Genomic DNA, 16,246 nt, shown 5'->3' with positions numbered 1-16,246 from the left:
AGCAGGGCCGCCATGGCGCAGGCGCATGATTGATGGACTATGATGCAATGGAAGTGACCACCGCCAGCGTACGATACGCTGCGCGTCCATCGCAGCATGTGCAGTGAATTTTTATGCGTGACGCCATGACGCCCAGCCGCCGATTTTTCTTGTTCCGTCGCCTGCCGGGCTGCATTCTTGCAGCCTGCTTTGCCCTGCTCGCCACGCTTACGCTTTTCCGTGCAGGCGCGGCGGGCGTCATCCATACAGAGGCCTCTGAATTCTCTCCCATCGTCGTCTCTGAATATGGCGGCGAGCGCTGCATGAAATTTGACGGGCCGCTGCCCCTGGGCCGCCAAACCTGCATAGATCTGCAGGATCCCGACAAAATGGTGTTCGACTACACGCGCATGATGATGAGCGCCCTGTTCGTCAATCCCGATCCGCAAAAGGTGCTGATCGTGGGCCTGGGCGGCGGCACGCTCTCGCGCGCCCTGGGCAAAGCGCTGCCCGGGGCCGTGATCGACACGGTTGAAATAGACCCGGCGGTCGTGAAGGTGGCGCAGCGGTTTTTCGGCTACGAGCAAGGCCCCGCGCAGCGGGTTTTTCTCGAAGACGGGCGCGCCTTCATCGAACGCGCGCACCGCGACGGCCAACGCTATGATATGGTCATGCTGGACGCGTTCGACACGGATTACATTCCCGCGCATTTGCTTACGCGCGAATTTTTACGGCATGTCCGCGCCATCCTGACCCCCGACGGCGTCCTGGTGGCCAATACCTTCTCGGCCAGCACGGTATACGACAGCGAATCCACCACTTATGCCGATGTATTCGGCCGGTTTTTCAACTTGCGCGGCGGCAACCGGGTAATCATCGCCGTGCGCGGCACGCTGCCGGACCATGCCCGCCTGCGGCGCAACGCCGATGCCGTCGCCGGCAAACTCCGGCCTTTCGGAATCGATGTGAATCGCCAGCTACGGATGTTTTCCCTGGACCGCGACTGGGACGAGAAGGCCCCGGTATTGACCGATTGATATTGACCGATTGAAAGAGACTCATGCATATCCTGTGGAGATATCTGCGCCCGCATGGCCGGCTCGCCGCCCTTGCGCTATTGCTGGCCGCCGCCAGCCAGACGCTTGCGCTGGTCGACCCGATCATTTTCGGCATTATCATCGACGAATACGCCACCAACCGCGCCGGGAAGACCGACCATGAACTAGTATCGGGCGTGCTTACGCTGCTGGCGCTGGCGGTGCTGGTGGCCGTATTGTCCAGGCTGTTCAAAGCGCTGCAGGAATACGTGACGAGGCTGGTCGTTCAAAAGCTTGGCACGCAGATCTTCAACGACGGCCTGCGCCATGTGCTCAGGCTGGAATTCCAGGAATTCGAAGAGCTGCGCAGCGGCGAGATCCTGTCCCTGCTGCAGAAGGTTCGCGCGGACAGCGAACGCTTCATCAACGCCTTCATCAACACCGTGTTCGCCGCCGCCGTCGGGATCGCCTTTCTTACCTGGTATTCCATCACCAAGCACTGGATGCTGGTGCCGGTATTCCTGTTTGGCGTGGTACTGCTGGGCGGGCTGACCGGCCTGCTCAGCCGCGAGATCAAGAGCCAGCAGCGCTCTATCGTGAGGGAAACGAACCGGAACTCGGGCTTTATCACCGAATCTTTGCGCAATATAGAATTGATCAAGAGCCTGGGGCTGACCTTTTCGGAGATCCGGCGCCTGCAGGCGCAGACCCTCAAGATATTCGCGCTGGAAATGCGGAAGGTCAAACGCATACGCCTGCTGTCCTTCCTGCAGGGAACGACACTGAGCCTGCTCAAGCTGGCCATCCTTTTCGCCTTGCTGTGGCTGATCTTTCGCGATGTGCTGAGCACCGGGGAATTGATCGCCATGCAATTCATCGCGGTGGCGATCTTCGCGCCGCTGCAGGAGCTGGGCAACATCATTCTTGCCTACCGGGAAGCCGAGGCGTCGCTGCTCAACTTCGATGCGCTGATGAGCAAGCCGATAGAGCGGCGGTCGAAATCGGCGGTAGACATCGGGCCGGTCAGCCATATACGTTTCGAGCAAGTGAGATTCCGGCATAAGGGCGCCCCCGACAATGCCCTGGACGGGGTGTCCTTCTCCGCAGGGCTGGGCGACACCATCGCATTCGTGGGCCCCTCGGGGTCCGGCAAATCGACGCTCGTGAAACTTCTGGTCGGGCTGTATACGCCGGCGAGCGGCGAAGTGTTCTACAACGACATCTCGACCAGGGACCTGCGCTTCAATCCGGCGCGCCGCCAGATAGGCTTCGTGACGCAGGAAACGTATTTGTTCGCCGGGACAATTCGCGAAAACCTGCGGCTGGTCAAGCCCGATGTCAGCGACGCCGAAATCGTGGCGGCCATGGAACAGACTTCCTGCGCTTATCTGCTGGACAAATCGCCCGATGGGCTCGACACCCTCGTGGGCGAAATGGGCGCCAAGCTGTCGGGCGGCGAAAGGCAGCGGCTGTCCATCGCAAGGGCGCTGATACGCAAGCCGCGCCTGCTCATCTTCGACGAAGCCACTTCCGCGCTGGACTCCATCACCGAAGAGCAGATCACCGATACCGTGCGGCTGATTTCCGCGCGACGCGACCAGATCACGATCATGATCGCGCACCGCCTTTCCACGATCATGCATGCGGACACTATTTTCGTGCTGGAAAGGGGAAGCATAGTCGAAAGCGGCACCCATGCCGCGCTGCTCGACAGCAAAGGCCTGTACTACGCGATGTGGCGCCAGCAAATCGGGGAACGCTCATCCGCGTCGAAGACGGGCAAGCCGGATTCCGCCTGACGGCTTTCCGCCCCGCTAGAGGCGCCGCTGGCCGGCCAGCTGCCGCAGGACCGCGACCAGCCGGTCGATTTCCTCGCAAGTGTTGTAGAACGCCAGCGAGGGCCGCACGGTCGTCTCGACCCCGAATCGCCGCAGAATGGGCTGCGCGCAATGATGGCCCGTCCTGACCGCGATACCTTCCTTGTTGAGGGCCTGCCCGACTTCTTCGGTGTCATGGCCGGCCAGCACAAAAGACATGACGCTCGCCTTGTCCGATGCCGTGCCTATCAGCCGCACGCCTTTGACGGCGCCCAGGCGCTGCATGCCGTAGGCCAGCAGTTCATGCTCGTAGCGCGCGATGTTTTCCATGCCCACCCGGTTCACGTAGTCGATCGCCGCGCCCAGGCCGACCGCATCGGCAATGTTGCCGGTGCCGGCCTCGAACTTGTTAGGAATAGGCTGGAACAGGGTTTTTTCGAACGTGACATCGGCGATCATGTTGCCGCCCCCCTGCCACGGCGGCATGTCCTCGAACACATCGCGCCTGGCCCAGACCGCCCCGATACCGGTGGGCCCGAAAACTTTGTGGCCGGAAAACACAAAGAAATCGGCGCCAATTTCCTGCACGTCCACGCGCATGTGCGAAACCGATTGCGCGCCATCGACCAGCGCCAGGGCGCCCGCGCGGTGGGCCAGGTCGACGATCTCCTTGACTGGCACCACGGTGCCCAGCGCGTTGGAGACCTGCGTCACCGCCACGATCTTGGTGCGATCGCCGAGCAGCTTGCGGTATTCGTCCAGCAGCACCTGCCCTGAATCGTCAACCGGTATGACCCTGAGTTTCGCGCCCTTGGCGGCCGCCAGCTGCTGCCAGGGCACGATGTTGGCGTGATGCTCGAGATGGGACACGATGATCTCGTCGCCCTCGCCCACATGCTGCCCGCCCCAGCTCTTGGCCACCAGATTGATCCCTTCGGTGGTGCCGCGTACGAAAATGACCTCGTTGACGTCCGGCGCGTTGATGAATTGCCTGACGCGCTCGCGCGCGCCCTCGTAGGCATCCGTGGCGCGCGCGGCGAGTTCATGCGCGCCCCTATGGATGTTGGAGTTCTCGTGCGCGTAGAAGTATGAAATGCGGTCTATGACAGACTGCGGCTTTTGCGTGGTGGCCGCATTGTCCAGCCATACGAGCTGGCGGCCGTTGACGCGTTCCTGCAGCACAGGGAAGTCCCGCCGCAGGGCATGGACGTCGAAAGGAGGATGCCGCCCGCCGCCGGCCTGGGGCACAGCGTTATGGTGCGCCGGATTGGCGGGCGTCACATAGCCGCTGGGCAAGGTCACCGCATCGACGAAATAATAGCTCGCGCCCGCCGGCGCCGCGGGCGCGCCCAAAGCCCCGGGACGATCCAGGGAGTGCGGGACCGGCCGCGCAAATGGCAAGCCGGCCAGTTCGTCGCTGACAACCGTGCCTCCTAGCACGCTGTCGCGCCCGCCGGGCGAAGGCTGGCCATAGTTGTCGCCGGCAAAATAGAATGGCGACGCCCCGGAGGCAGGATCGCGCGCCTCCTGGGAAACGCCTGCCGCTCCGGCTTCCGGCACCCCGAGCGCGGCCCCGCCGAAGCGCGGCTCATAGGCGGGCACGGTGCTGACAACGGCGTCGGGCAGCCCATTGCCGCTGGCGGCATGCGGCAAAAGCGCAGGGGCGCGATGGGCGAGCGACAAGGGCTGGGTGGGCGACGCGGGGATCAGGTTTGCGCCAGGCGCCAGGCCCGGCGGTATGGGTGTGCCGGGCACGCTGGGACCGAAGCCCGCGGGGCTGGCCAGCGGCGAACCTGCAGGCGCGATATTGCCCGGAGCCTGCACGCCGGCGGGCCAAGGGGATGGCAGGGAAGGAAGCGCCGCGAAGAACGCATTGGCAAGGCTCGCGAGCGCGGCCGGATCAATGGGAGACTCCGGCGGCTGCGGCTCCCCCGATGGCAGGCCGGCCAACACGGGAATGGAATCGTGGATAGTCATCGCGCAGCCCGTTATTTATAGATGTCGGCGTAATCGTGATACTTGCCGACTTCGACATCCTCGAGCACCGCCAGGCCATCGTCGGCAAGCACCGCCAGCGAGCAGTACAGCGAAATCAGGTAGGAAGCGATGGCATGGTTGTTGATGCCCATGAAACGCACAGAAAGGCCGGGGCTTTGTTCGCCTGCGAGACCAGGCTGGTACAGTCCGACCACGCCCTGGCGCTTGTCGCCGATGCGCAGCAGCAGGACCTTGGTTTTACCGTCGGCCACGGGGACCTTGTCCGAAGGAATCAGCGGAATACCGCGCCAGGTGACGAATTGCGAGCCGAACAGGCTGACCGTGGGCGGCGGGGTGCCGCGGCGCGTCGCTTCGCGGCCGAACGCGGCGATCGCCAGAGGATGGGTCAGGAAAAACGCCGGCTCTTTCCAGACCTTGGTCAATAATTCATCGAGATCGTCGGGAGTCGGGGCGCCGGTCAGCGGAAAAACACGCTGCTCATCCACGACCTGCGACAGCAGGCCGTAATCGGCGTTGTTGATAAGCTGGCTTTCCTGGTTCTCCTTGATGGTTTCGATCGTCAGTCGCAGTTGTTCCTTGATCTGGTCGTGCGGGCTGCTGTAGAGATCTGAAATACGCGTATGCACGTCCAGAACGGTGCTGACGGCGTTCAGGAAGTATTCCCGCGGCCTTTCCTCGTATTCGACGTAGGTGCGCGGCAACTGGCTTTCGTCCTCGCGTTGCGTGCAGGCGACTTTGATGGCTTCAGGATTCTTGACCTTGTTCAAGCGGTAGATGCCGGCCTCCACCGGCACCCACTGGAGCAAATGGGTAAGCCAGCGCGGGCTGATGGTCGAAAGCTGGGGAACGGTCTTGGTTGCATTGGCCAGCTGGCGCGCTGCATTGTCGCCAAGGGCGACGGTCCCGCCCACGTTTGCGGTCATATCAGGCTCCTTTATAAGCAAATAAGAAAAAAGACTTTGAGCGCCAGTATCCCGCGCGGGCGTGTGCGTGCTCAACGGGCTATAGCCAGCATTCGTAGTCAGTTTGAGCGGCCCGGGCCGGACGGCGGTCCGCAATTGGTCAGCAAATCGGCCAGATCGATGTTCAGCGCCTGGGCAAGCTTCTGCACCGTGACTATCGAAGCAATGACGCGGCCGCGTTCGATTTCGCCTACATAGGAACGGTCCAGCCCGGAGTATTCCGCCAAGCGCTCCTGCGACCAGCCGCGCTTTTCGCGGCACTGGCGGACCCTGATACCGAACGATTCAATCAATTTCCTGTGCATCCAGCCTCCCGTCCCGGAAGAACGGTTTTCCCCCGGCGGCGGCGCGTTCCATGCCGAGCGGGCCGGACTGCGTCACGCTGGCGCGCGGCGGAACGGCCCGATGAAGACATTAATCCTGCGCCCAGGGAAGCCCGTGGAAACGCCAGCCGTCGCGGCGGCCGCGCTGTTGCGCCGAATCGATCTCGCCCTCGAAACCTTCGGTCACATTGAATGCGTAAGCGAAGCCGGCCTTGGCTGCGGCCTCCGCCGCGAGCGCGGAACGCTTGCCGCTGCGGCAAAGCAGCAGCAGAACCGCTTGCTTGCCCCCTTCGTTAGCGAGCTTGGCTTCGAGCTCCCGCACAAAACGGGGGTTGCGGGTAAGGCTCGTGCCGGTCGCCCAAGGCACATGCAGGCTGCCCGGAACGTGGCCCACGAATTTGCGCTCTTCGCCCGAGCGGACATCGACAAGAATGGCCTGCCCGTTCCGGACAAGTTCCCAGGCTATCGGCGGCGCAACTCCGCCTGCATAGGCCAGGCCCAGCCTGGCCGCGTCGGCCTGCGCTAGTTCAAGTTCTCCGGCCAGGACGGCCTCGTCGGCGACTGCGGATGACATGCATATTCTCCTGATGCGCGTTATAGCGGATTGATGGCGGCAGGCAGCAAATATAGAGCGTCGCGGCGAAACGGCAAAAGAACAAATAATCACTTTCTAAAAAGTATTTGATATAAGGAAAATCGTCTATATAACCAATTCTTCTGTATTCAAAAAAAATTCCGCATATCGAAATACAAAAAACATCGTTCAGATATGAAACATCGTCCCGTAGACTTTTCTGACTGGCCGGCGTCAAGTCTGGCATTGCGCCCTCAGTACCCCTCTTTCAGCAACGCCGTTTTTGCACCCGGAGACTCTTCATGAACGATCGCCTCACCCCCGCATTTGCATCCCGCTCCGTAGCCGTCAAGGCTGGCTTGAACCATCCCGTCATCGATACCGATGTACACGTGAACGACTACACCCCCGTGCTGGAAGACTATGTCCAGCAGTACGGAGGAGGCCAACTGGTCGACGCGCTGCGCAAGGTGCTGGGCTCGCGCTTCAATACGCGCAGCAATGGCAAGGACTGGTATGAGCAGACCCAGCAAGAACGGCGCCATCACCGCACATTGCGCTCGCCCTGGTGGGCGCGGGTCACGCGCAACACACTGGACCTGGCGACCTATACATTGCCCGAGCTGCTGAACGAGCGGCTGGCCGAGCAAGGCGCCGATTATTCGGTCCTGTTTCCCAACGATGTGCTGGCGCCTCTGGGAGCCGGGAAAGAATATCGCCAGGCGCTGCACCGCGCGATCAACCATTTCCATGCCGACCAGTACCGCAAGTACAGCGATCGCCTGACGCCAGTGGCCGGCATCCCGCTGCACACGCCGCAAGAGGGCATCGAGGAACTCGAGTTCGCCGTCAAGACACTGGGCCTGAAAGTGATCAACATCGCCGGCGGCGTGCGGCGGCCCATTCCCGCGATAGCCGAAAAATATCCCGCCGCCGAACATCCCGACGTGGCCAGGCATGCCAGCTATACCGACTTCTATGGCATTGACAGCGAATACGACTACGATCCGTTCTGGGCCAAAGTGGTGGAACTGGGCGTGCCCGTCACGACTCATTACGGCAGCCAGGGCTGGACGGGCCGCCACTCAATCAGCAATTACATGTACAACCACATCGGCCACTTTGCCGACGGTTCCCAGGCGTTCGCCAAAGCGCTGTTCTTCGGCGGTGTGACCAGGCGCTTTCCCAAGCTGCGCGTCGCGCTGCTCGAGGGCGGCGCCGACTGGGGCTCGCACGTTTTCACGCACCTGCTCGACAGATGGGAAAAGCGCAATCGCCACGCGGTGCAGAACTACAACCCCGCGCATGCCGACCTGGATTTGCTGGAGGACCTGTTCCACCGGTATGGGCAGGACCTCATCAAGGGCCGCAAGCTGGACAAGGCGACGCTGCTGCGCGACAGCCTGGGCAGATCCGCCCTGCCCCATAGCCGCGAACCGAACGAAGACGAGATCGACGATTTCGCGCTGGCCGGCATCGAGGCGCCCGAAGACATCAAGACGCGCTGGGTGGACAGCTTTTATTTCGGCTCGGAGGCGGACGACCGCAGCGTTGCCGCCGCTTTCAACGATAAGCTCAACCCACTGGGCGCGAAAGTCAACGCGATCTGGTCATCGGACATCGGCCATTGGGACGTTCCCGACCTGACGGAGCCCCTGGCCGAAAGCTGGGACCTCGTCGAGCAGGGCGTCATCGGGCCGGCCGACTTCAAGGCATGGGTGTTCGACAACCCGTACCGGCTCTACACCGAAGCCAATCCCGACTTCTTCGCGGGCACTGCGGTCCAGCGCAAGCTCGACTCCGGCAAGTGAATGACGGATCCATGAGCTACCAGGAACATCTATGAATCAATTCAAGCAAACCCGCAGGCGCGTCCTCGCGACGCTCGCGGCAACCATGGCCTGGGGCTATGCGTCCCGCCCCGTCCATGCCGCCGCGCCGGAAAGCATACGCATCGGCGTCGCGACCGCCGGCGGCGGCGACCCTATAACGTGGGGCGGCTCGCCCGGTTCCGTGGCGCGCCTGAACGGCTGGCTGGAAGAGGCCTTCAAAGGCAGCGGCATCAAGATCGAGTGGCTGTTCTTCAAAGGGGCCGGGCCCGCGGTCAACGAAGCCATCTCCAACAAGCAGATCGATTTTGCCTATCATGGCGATCTGCCCTCCGTCGTAGGCCGCGCCAACGGCTTGAAGACCCGGATCCTCCTGATCAGCGGCGCCCGCAATAATCTGTATGTCGTTACGCCGCCCGGTTCGGACATCAAGACCATAGAAGGCCTGAAAGGCAAGCGGGTGGCCATTTTCCGCGGCACCAACGGGCATCTGGTCGCCAACAACCTGCTGGCCGCGCATGGCCTGCAGGAGCGCGACATAAAAGGCATCAATCTGGACAGCGGCAGCGCCCAGGCGGCGCTGGCCTCCAAGGGCGTGGACGCGGCGTTCGGCGGCCAGGAATTCTTCAAGCTGCGCGATCAGGGGCTTGCCACGATTGCCTATTCCACCCAAGGGAAAGATCCGTCGTTCACCCGCCAGGCGCACTTGCATGTGCGCGATGAATTCGCCGCCGACCATCCCGGCCAAGTCCAGGGAGTGGTCGATGTTTTCTTGCGGGCGGCCGCCTGGGCGTCCGACGAAAAGAACCGCGAAGCCCTCTTCAAGCTGTGGGCGCGCAGCGGCACGCCTTACGCCTCCTATGTCGCCGAGTTCGAGAACCAGGAGCTGGCCACGCGCAATTCGCCGCTTGTGGACGAGTTCATCATCGGCCGCTACAAGGCCGTCGTGCGCGATGCGCTCGCGCTGAAGCTGATCCGCCGCGAAGTCTCGATCGAGGACTGGTTCGACACCAGCTTTCTGCAGCAGGCGCTCAAGAAACAAGATCTGGAGAACCGCTGGACTTACTTCGACGCGAATGGCAAGCCGAAAGCGCAGCCGGTCGCCGCCGCGCGCGCCGGCGGCTAGCCAGGAGAAAACCATGACACCAAGCACCACACTTGTCTCGCCGGCCGCGATGACCCCGGCAAGCGCCCGGGCGCCGCGAACGGCAGGCCGCTTGTTGCGGCGCCTCGGCGATGGCGCGCTGCCCTGGCTGTTGCCGGCCGCTTTGCTCGCGCTCTGGCAAACCGGCGCCGACCGCGGATGGATTTCGCCCCAGGTGCTGCCCCCGCCTCGATTCGTGCTTGAAACTTTGCTGGATCTCTTCGGCAGCGGCGAATTGTGGCTGAACGTGGAAGCCAGCTTGCGGCGCGTGCTGCTGGGCTTTGCCGCGGGCTCGCTCCTGGGCCTGCTGCTGGGCTGCGCCATGGGCTTGTCGCGCCGGATCGAATCCTACTTGCTGCCCACCTTCAACGCTTTGGTGCAGATTCCCGTGCTGGCGTGGCTGCCATTCGTGCTGCTGCTGGCAGGCATAGGCGAGCCGCTGAAATACATTCTTATCGCCAAGGCTGCCCTGGTGCCGGTCACTCTCAATACACTGCAGGGCTTTCGCCAGACTCCGGCGGCGTTCCGCGAGGTCGCGCAGGTATATGGCTATACCCGCCGCCAGGAAGTGCTGGAGATCATAGCGCCACTTGCCATACCCACGCTATTCACCGGCTTGCGGCTGGGCTTCACCAAGGCGTGGCTATCGCTGGTAGTCGTGGAACTTGTGGCCTCCAGCGAAGGGCTGGGCTACCTGATCGTCTATGGCCGCCAGTTGTTCCAGCTCGACCTCGTCATGGCGGCGGTGATTGTCGTAGGCGCGATCGGCTATCTCATCGACAAGCTGCTGAATCTGGCCGAGTCCAGGATCGTATGCGACCGTCCGGCCTCGACGATTGGAGTCAATGCATGAGCTCCCTGGCTTCTTCCACGAACCCGGCCGCCGCGGCCGGGATCCCGCCTCCCTTGCGCACGCGGGAGCCAGGCCGCTGGCGCGGCTTCGTGCTGCCCGTGGCCGCAATAGCCCTGTGGTGGGCCGCTTCCGCCCTGGACCTGGTCAATTCCGCCTTGCTGGTTTCTCCCGTGAAAGTATGGGACACGGCCGTCGACCAGCTCGCCACGGGCAAGATCTGGCTGGCGCTGGGAGCCAGCCTGGCGCGGGAGCTGACCGGTTTTGCCATCGGCACCACCGCCGGCCTGGCGCTGGGCGGGCTGCTGGGCTTCCTGCCGCTGTTCAACCGCATCGTGGGCCCCAGCTTCAATACCTTCAAGCAGATTTCCCTATTTGCCTGGATCCCGCTGATCTCGGTGTGGTTCGGCCTGGGCGATGTGGCCAAAGTGGTGTTTCTTTCGCTTGCCGCGCTGGTGCCGGTGGTGGTCAATACCTGCGACGGCATCCGCAATGCGCCCGAAAGCCTGCTGGAAGTCGCCCGCGTCTATGGTTTCACGCGCTGGCAGACCATCGCCCAGGTGGTACTGCCCGCCGCCCTGCCCGCCATTTTCACGGGCGTCTACCTGGCGCTGATCTACTCCTGGCTCGCCACCATAGGCGCCGAATATCTGCTGGTGGCCGGGCAGGGCATCGGCAACACGCTGATCGAAGGCAGCGAGCATTTCCGGATGGACCTGGTCATCTTCGGCATGTTCATCATTGGCCTGGTGGGCTGGCTGATGAATGCCTCGGCCCGCATCGTCGAGCGCCGCATCGCCCGCTGGCGCGGAAACTAATAATGCCAAACAAGGAACGCAACATGGCCCGGCCTCAAGCAGAAGCGCAGTCTCCAGCACCCTCCCCGGCGTTATCGGCGCCGTCCGGCTCCCCGCCGCGGTCCAATGAGCTCGACGTCATAGGCGTATGCAAGCGGTATGCGAGCGGGCAGGCCAGCGGCGGAGTGCTGCAGGTACTGGACAATATCGACCTGCACGTGCCGGCAGGCCAGTTCATCAGCATCGTCGGCGCAAGCGGCTGCGGCAAATCCACCCTGTTGCGTCTCATCCTGGGCCTGGACGGCGAGTTCGAAGGCCGCATCCTCCTGGATGGCAAGCCGATTTCCGGCACAGGCCCTGAACGCGGCATCGTCTTCCAGGACCATCGCCTGTTTCCCTGGCTGACAGTGGAACAGAATATCGGCATCGGTTTGCGCAACGCGCCATTCAACGCGGCAAAAAAGCGGGATCTCATTGCCGGACACGTCGCCCTGGTCAGTCTGGAGGGTTTCGAGAAATCGTATCCACACCAGATATCCGGCGGCATGGCGCAGCGGGTGGCGATCGCCCGCGGGCTTGTCAATCGGCCCCGCGTATTATTGCTGGACGAACCCTTCGGCGCGCTCGACGCCCTGACCCGGTCCCGCCTGCAGGCCGAACTGCAGCGCATATGGCAGAAAGAACGGATAACGATGCTGCTGGTGACTCACGACGTGGAAGAAGCCGTATTCCTGGGCGACCGGGTAGTAGTGATGCAGCCCCATCCCGGACGCATACGGCGCTCGGTGCAAGTGGACCTGCCCCGCCCGCGCAACCGCAGCGATCCCCGCTTCATACAGCTGCGCGACGATGTGCTCAGCGATTTCCTCGACATAGACCCCGATCGGACCGATCAGGCGATCCCGCGCGACGGCGGCGGCATCCGCCCGCTTTCTTTCGACGTTCTGGGCATGGCGTGGTAGCCGCTGCCCTTTCGGGCGCCCGCGTGCAAGCAAAGCTGGCAGGCAGGCGTTTCCCCCGGGCCGGTATTTGTATTATCCTGATAGCGCCTTGCGGCTCGCGGCCGGCGGACGAGGCGGCTTCAAGGGAAAAAGGCCGATCGATGTCTAGCTTTCGTCATACTAAGGAGCCGGTCCATGACTACCTCGCCAAATGTTCCTCTTCCAGGCAAGGAAGACCTTGCCGCAACGTTGAACATGCTCAGCGCCCGATGGGGCTGGTTTGTCGCGCTGGGCGCCGTACTTGTCGTTCTTGGCGCGCTCGCATCGATCTACGTATTGAGCGCCACCCTGGTCAGCGTGCTCTATGTCGGCATACTCATGCTGATCGCCGGCGCCGGCCAATTGGTCCATGCATGGCGCGTCAAGAACTGGAGCGGCTTCCTGTTCTGGAGCGCCAGCGGCCTGCTCTACGCCGGCGCCGGCGCGCTGGCCATCGCCAATCCGTCGGCCGGCGCGGCGCTGCTGACCTTGCTGCTGGGTGCCACGCTGATCGCCTCGGGCGCGCTGAGGCTATGGCTATGGTTCAACAACCGCTCCCAGAGCGGCTGGCAATGGATAGCCCTGTCGGGCCTGATCACCCTGGCCGCGGGCGTGCTGATTGCCGCCGGCTGGCCGGGCAACAGCCTCTGGGTATTGGGGCTGCTGCTGGCGATCGACCTTTTCTTCCAGGGCTGGACGCTGGTTTTCCTGGGCTTCGCATTGCGCCGGCGGCGCCAGTAGCAGCCTAAGGTTCAGTCGGCCCTGAGCCCCATCTCGCGGGTCAGCCGGCCGAACCGCGCCATGTCCCGCGCTATCATCGCCTGGAATGCCGGCGCGGTGCTGGCCGCGGTGTCGTATCCCATGGCACGCAGGTCGCGCGCCATTTCCGGGCGCCGCATGATGGCAGCGACCGCGCCGTTCAGGCGCTCGATGATGGCCGGCGGGGTGCCCGCCGGCGCCAGCAAGCCATGCCATTGATCCAGCTCGTAGCCGGCCAGGCCTTGTTCCGCCACGGTGGGCACTCCGGGCAGCAAGGGCGAGCGCTGCGGCGAGGTCACGGCCAGCGCCCGCAGCGCGCCGGCCTGCAGCAGGGGCAAGGCGCTCGAGGCCGTCACCATGCCCAGCGCCACATCGCCCCCCAGCACGCCCGCCAGGGCAGGCCCGCAGCCGCGATAAGGCACATGCAGCCAGGCCGCGCCGGTGCGCCGCAGCAGCATTTCCCCGGCCAGATGCTGCGGCGTGCCATTGCCGCATGAGGCGTAGGCCGGCGCCGCCGCGCCCGCCTCCGCGCCCCGGGCGTCCAAAGCCTGGCGCAGGGTTTTCCACTGCGTGCCGGCCGCCGTCACCAGCACCGACGGCACGAACGCCACGTTGATCACCCCCAGCAAGTCCGTTTGCGGAGAAAACCCCAGCTTGCCATACACCCCGGGATTGATCGCATAGCTGCTATTGACCACCAGCAAGGTGTAGCCGTCAGGCCTGGCCCGCGCCACCGCCTGGGCGCCGATATTGCCGCTGGCGCCCGCCCGGTTTTCGACCACCACAGCCTGGCCCAGGTCATGCTCCAGGCCTGCCGCCAGTCGCCGCGCCAGCGTATCAGTGCCTCCGCCGGGGGGAAATGTCACGACCAGGGTGATCGGCCGCGCCGGATAGGCGCCGGCGCCGGCATCGGCCGGCGCCGCGGCCGCGCCTGGCGCCAGGCCGGCCAGCGCGATGGCGCATAGCGCGGCGGCGCACCCGGACAGGACCGCGGCAGGCCTAGGCATGGTCCGCATCCAGGCCGATATCGAGCACCGGCGCGCTGTGCGTGAGCCAGCCGACCGCTATCAGATTGACGCCAGTCTGCGCCACGGCGGGAGCGCTTGCCGGCGTGATGCGGCCTGAGGCTTCGGTCACCGCCCGGCCTGCCACGATGCGCACCGCCTCGCGCAGCATATCGACCGGCATATTGTCCAGCAGGACGGCGTCTATCCCCAGGTCGAGGCCTTCTTCCAATTGCGCCAGGGTATCGACTTCCAGCTCGATGCGCACCAGATGGCCCACCCCGGCGCGCGCGCGCAATATGGCCGCGCCCACGCTGCCCGCCACGGCGATATGGTTGTCCTTGATCAGCACCGCATCGTCCAGGCCATAGCGGTGGTTGCTGCCGCCGCCCACCCTCACCGCATACTTCTGGATGGCGCGCAGCCCCGGCATGGTCTTGCGCGTGCAACTGACTCGGGTGCCATAGCCGCGTATGGCGTCGGCTATGGACGCGGTGGCGCTGGCCACGCCGCTGAGGTGGCACAGGAAATTCAAGGCGGTGCGCTCGGCGCTCAGGATGGCCCGCGCGGGGCCTTCCAGCACCGCGATCTCGTCGCCTGGCGCCAGCCGCGCGCCATCTTCGCGGCGGACCAGCATCTGAACGGCGGGGTCCATCAACTGGAAAGCCAGGCGCGCCAGATCCAGGCCGGCCAGCACGCCTTCCTGGCGCGCCACCAGGCGCATGCGCGTGCGCGCCGCCACGGGCACGATCGCATCGGTGGTCAGGTCGCCCGCCCGGCCCAGGTCTTCGCGCAGCGCGTCGCGCACCAAAGGCTCGATGATCACGGCGGGCAAAGGCGGAATGGCCGTTCCCGCGCCGGCGGCAATGTACTGCGCCGGGACTTCATTAATTATGCTCATTTTGAGTATTTAAAGGGAAAATAATAGTGATCGGAATCCTGCATTCCGCCCCGGCCGGCATCGCCATGCATCAAGACGCGACGCCGCCTCTTTTTATGCTAACTCTGAGCATAATGAAACGTCAAGCGGATGTTTTATTTCGCCAGAGGCAGCTTGCTGCCGGCAATGGCCCGTTCGCGCAGCACGTCTCCACGGAACTGGAACAATTTGGCCGGCCGCCCCGCCGTGCCCTGGGTCATCCTGCCGGTTTCTTCGACCAGCGCCTGCTGCTCGATGAAACGGCGGAAATTCTGCTTGTGCAGGCTGCGCCCGGCCACCGCCTCGAATGCCTGCTGCAATTGCAGGAGCGTGAATTCAGGCGGCATCAACTCGAACACCACCGGACGGTAGCGTATCTTGGCGCGCAGGCGCGCCATCGCCGTGGCCAGAATGCGGCGATGATCATGCAGCATGGGATCGCCAGGCAGGGTCGCGCCGGGCGGGGAACCGGAGCGCCCGGCCGCTTCCGGCACCAGGCCGGCCTCGAACAGCAGTTCATAGCGCTGCAGCACCATGTCCTCGCTCCAGCTGGCGGAGTCCAGCCCGAAGGTGTAGTCCACCCTGAGCCGGCGCTGGCGCTTGGCGGCCGCGCCGGGCGCGTCGCCGCACCAGCGGCGCAAGGCCGGCAGTATCCGCCGCGCCACCATATCGGGGCGCCCCGCGCGCCAGTCTTCCCATGGGAAATAGCGGTACCAATCCTGCCAGCCGACAGCATCGACGACGGGATTCTCGAGCTCGCGGGTCAGCCCCAGATAGCTGACTGAAATAATGCGCTGCCCCTGCTGATTGGCGCGGTCGCCATCGGCAAAAGTATAGAGCTGCTCTACATATCCCAGCGGGTGGTGGGTCTGGGCTTCGACCCAGGCGCGCAAGCCTGCCTGCAAGGAACGATGCGACGACTCGAATGGCCCGGCCGGCAAGGCATGGGCGCGATCGCGGGTCAGCACGCGCGGCTGACCCTGGGTTACCGCCACCAGCACCGCGACCAGTTCAGTCGCAACCGTGTGGGCGGGCAAGGCGGAAGGATGGGCTTGAGCAGATGACATGGCAGGCGCGAAAACCATCATTATAGGAATATTAGCGGGTCAAATTTTTCGAAACAGCCGTTAGCTGGGCAAAACATGAGACGGCAGCATAAATGTGATTGCCTTCCGTCCCGTTCCTGATATATAACAAAACAATTAGAAACATACTGCCCGTTATCAATCATGGATAGCGAGGCCCACCCGAGGCTCTTGCCATAGAGCATCATT

General features: G+C 63.7%; 15 protein-coding genes. 8 read left to right on the top strand and 7 right to left on the bottom strand.

From position 1 onward, the window contains the following. The first annotated feature begins 113 nt into the window (after nt 1-113). Nucleotides 114-1,016 carry a spermidine synthase gene (locus tag BUB23_RS07580; protein WP_084135876.1) on the top strand — a complete coding sequence of 301 codons (903 nt, stop codon included), beginning with the start codon at nt 114-116 and terminating at the stop codon, nt 1,014-1,016. A 23-nt stretch (nt 1,017-1,039) separates the two neighbouring features. Continuing rightward, nucleotides 1,040-2,815 carry an ABC transporter ATP-binding protein gene (locus tag BUB23_RS07575; protein WP_073102481.1) on the top strand — a complete coding sequence of 592 codons (1,776 nt, stop codon included), beginning with the start codon at nt 1,040-1,042 and terminating at the stop codon, nt 2,813-2,815. A 15-nt stretch (nt 2,816-2,830) separates the two neighbouring features. Here the strand turns inward: BUB23_RS07575 and BUB23_RS07570 are convergent, their stop codons facing one another. From BUB23_RS07570 to BUB23_RS07555, 4 genes are all read right to left on the bottom strand, one after another. After that, nucleotides 2,831-4,810: a family 2A encapsulin nanocompartment cargo protein cysteine desulfurase gene (locus tag BUB23_RS07570; RefSeq protein WP_084135874.1), complete on the bottom strand. Its 1,980-nt coding sequence runs from the start codon at nt 4,808-4,810 to the stop codon at nt 2,831-2,833. An 11-nt stretch (nt 4,811-4,821) separates the two neighbouring features. Next, nucleotides 4,822-5,754, bottom strand: coding sequence for a family 2A encapsulin nanocompartment shell protein (locus BUB23_RS07565; RefSeq protein WP_073102480.1), 933 nt, complete (start codon nt 5,752-5,754; stop codon nt 4,822-4,824). Between the two features lie 98 nt (nt 5,755-5,852). Next, complete coding sequence (locus BUB23_RS07560; protein ID WP_073102479.1) at nt 5,853-6,098, bottom strand: helix-turn-helix domain-containing protein; 246 nt, start codon at nt 6,096-6,098, stop codon at nt 5,853-5,855. A 109-nt stretch (nt 6,099-6,207) separates the two neighbouring features. Beyond that, nucleotides 6,208-6,690, bottom strand: a complete 483-nt coding sequence (locus tag BUB23_RS07555; RefSeq protein ID WP_073102478.1) for a rhodanese-like domain-containing protein — start codon at nt 6,688-6,690, stop codon at nt 6,208-6,210. A 302-nt stretch (nt 6,691-6,992) separates the two neighbouring features. Between BUB23_RS07555 and BUB23_RS07550 the strand changes: the two genes are divergently transcribed. The 6 genes from BUB23_RS07550 (at nt 6,993) to BUB23_RS07525 (ending at nt 13,031) form a co-directional block, all read left to right on the top strand. Then, nucleotides 6,993-8,501, top strand: coding sequence for an amidohydrolase family protein (locus BUB23_RS07550; RefSeq protein ID WP_073102477.1), 1,509 nt, complete (start codon nt 6,993-6,995; stop codon nt 8,499-8,501). Nucleotides 8,502-8,532: 31 nt separating this feature from the next. After that, nucleotides 8,533-9,645 carry an ABC transporter substrate-binding protein gene (locus tag BUB23_RS07545; RefSeq protein WP_084135873.1) on the top strand — a complete coding sequence of 371 codons (1,113 nt, stop codon included), beginning with the start codon at nt 8,533-8,535 and terminating at the stop codon, nt 9,643-9,645. Between the two features lie 49 nt (nt 9,646-9,694). After that, nucleotides 9,695-10,516: an ABC transporter permease gene (locus BUB23_RS07540; protein WP_084135901.1), complete on the top strand. Its 822-nt coding sequence runs from the start codon at nt 9,695-9,697 to the stop codon at nt 10,514-10,516. Further along, nucleotides 10,513-11,331, top strand: coding sequence for an ABC transporter permease (locus tag BUB23_RS07535; RefSeq protein ID WP_084135871.1), 819 nt, complete (start codon nt 10,513-10,515; stop codon nt 11,329-11,331). The genes BUB23_RS07540 and BUB23_RS07535 overlap by 4 nt, the downstream gene beginning before the upstream one ends. 23 nt (nt 11,332-11,354) lie before the next feature. After that, nucleotides 11,355-12,272 (top strand): ABC transporter ATP-binding protein, encoded by a 918-nt coding sequence (locus BUB23_RS07530; RefSeq protein WP_084135900.1) that lies wholly within the window; start codon nt 11,355-11,357, stop codon nt 12,270-12,272. 174 nt (nt 12,273-12,446) lie between these two features. Continuing rightward, nucleotides 12,447-13,031, top strand: coding sequence for an HdeD family acid-resistance protein (locus tag BUB23_RS07525; RefSeq protein WP_084135869.1), 585 nt, complete (start codon nt 12,447-12,449; stop codon nt 13,029-13,031). 11 nt (nt 13,032-13,042) lie between these two features. Here BUB23_RS07525 and BUB23_RS07520 read toward each other — a convergent pair whose 3' ends face one another. From BUB23_RS07520 to BUB23_RS07510, 3 genes are all read right to left on the bottom strand, one after another. Then, nucleotides 13,043-14,056 carry a tripartite tricarboxylate transporter substrate binding protein gene (locus BUB23_RS07520; RefSeq protein ID WP_073102474.1) on the bottom strand — a complete coding sequence of 338 codons (1,014 nt, stop codon included), beginning with the start codon at nt 14,054-14,056 and terminating at the stop codon, nt 13,043-13,045. Then, nucleotides 14,049-14,954 (bottom strand): carboxylating nicotinate-nucleotide diphosphorylase, encoded by a 906-nt coding sequence (gene nadC / locus BUB23_RS07515; RefSeq protein WP_073102473.1) that lies wholly within the window; start codon nt 14,952-14,954, stop codon nt 14,049-14,051. Before nadC ends, BUB23_RS07520 begins: the two co-directional genes overlap by 8 nt. 134 nt (nt 14,955-15,088) lie before the next feature. Further along, nucleotides 15,089-16,039: an NUDIX hydrolase gene (locus BUB23_RS07510; RefSeq protein ID WP_143160909.1), complete on the bottom strand. Its 951-nt coding sequence runs from the start codon at nt 16,037-16,039 to the stop codon at nt 15,089-15,091. Between the last annotated feature and the right edge of the window lie 207 nt (nt 16,040-16,246).

The organism is Pollutimonas bauzanensis (assembly GCF_900129885.1).
In the GTDB taxonomy this organism is placed as follows: Bacteria; Pseudomonadota; Gammaproteobacteria; order Burkholderiales; family Burkholderiaceae_B; genus Pollutimonas; species Pollutimonas bauzanensis.
This window is presented reverse-complemented; position numbering and strand designations above follow the sequence as displayed.

Coding starts and splice junctions, on each gene's coding strand:
- BUB23_RS07580 (WP_084135876.1), top strand. CDS start 114: ATGCGTGACGCCATGACGCCCAGCCGCCGATTTTTCTTGTTCCGTCGC.
- BUB23_RS07575 (WP_073102481.1), top strand. CDS start 1,040: ATGCATATCCTGTGGAGATATCTGCGCCCGCATGGCCGGCTCGCCGCC.
- BUB23_RS07570 (WP_084135874.1), bottom strand. CDS start 4,810: ATGACTATCCACGATTCCATTCCCGTGTTGGCCGGCCTGCCATCGGGG.
- BUB23_RS07565 (WP_073102480.1), bottom strand. CDS start 5,754: ATGACCGCAAACGTGGGCGGGACCGTCGCCCTTGGCGACAATGCAGCG.
- BUB23_RS07560 (WP_073102479.1), bottom strand. CDS start 6,098: ATGCACAGGAAATTGATTGAATCGTTCGGTATCAGGGTCCGCCAGTGC.
- BUB23_RS07555 (WP_073102478.1), bottom strand. CDS start 6,690: ATGTCATCCGCAGTCGCCGACGAGGCCGTCCTGGCCGGAGAACTTGAA.
- BUB23_RS07550 (WP_073102477.1), top strand. CDS start 6,993: ATGAACGATCGCCTCACCCCCGCATTTGCATCCCGCTCCGTAGCCGTC.
- BUB23_RS07545 (WP_084135873.1), top strand. CDS start 8,533: ATGAATCAATTCAAGCAAACCCGCAGGCGCGTCCTCGCGACGCTCGCG.
- BUB23_RS07540 (WP_084135901.1), top strand. CDS start 9,695: ATGACCCCGGCAAGCGCCCGGGCGCCGCGAACGGCAGGCCGCTTGTTG.
- BUB23_RS07535 (WP_084135871.1), top strand. CDS start 10,513: ATGAGCTCCCTGGCTTCTTCCACGAACCCGGCCGCCGCGGCCGGGATC.
- BUB23_RS07530 (WP_084135900.1), top strand. CDS start 11,355: ATGGCCCGGCCTCAAGCAGAAGCGCAGTCTCCAGCACCCTCCCCGGCG.
- BUB23_RS07525 (WP_084135869.1), top strand. CDS start 12,447: ATGACTACCTCGCCAAATGTTCCTCTTCCAGGCAAGGAAGACCTTGCC.
- BUB23_RS07520 (WP_073102474.1), bottom strand. CDS start 14,056: ATGCCTAGGCCTGCCGCGGTCCTGTCCGGGTGCGCCGCCGCGCTATGC.
- nadC (WP_073102473.1), bottom strand. CDS start 14,954: ATGAGCATAATTAATGAAGTCCCGGCGCAGTACATTGCCGCCGGCGCG.
- BUB23_RS07510 (WP_143160909.1), bottom strand. CDS start 16,039: ATGTCATCTGCTCAAGCCCATCCTTCCGCCTTGCCCGCCCACACGGTT.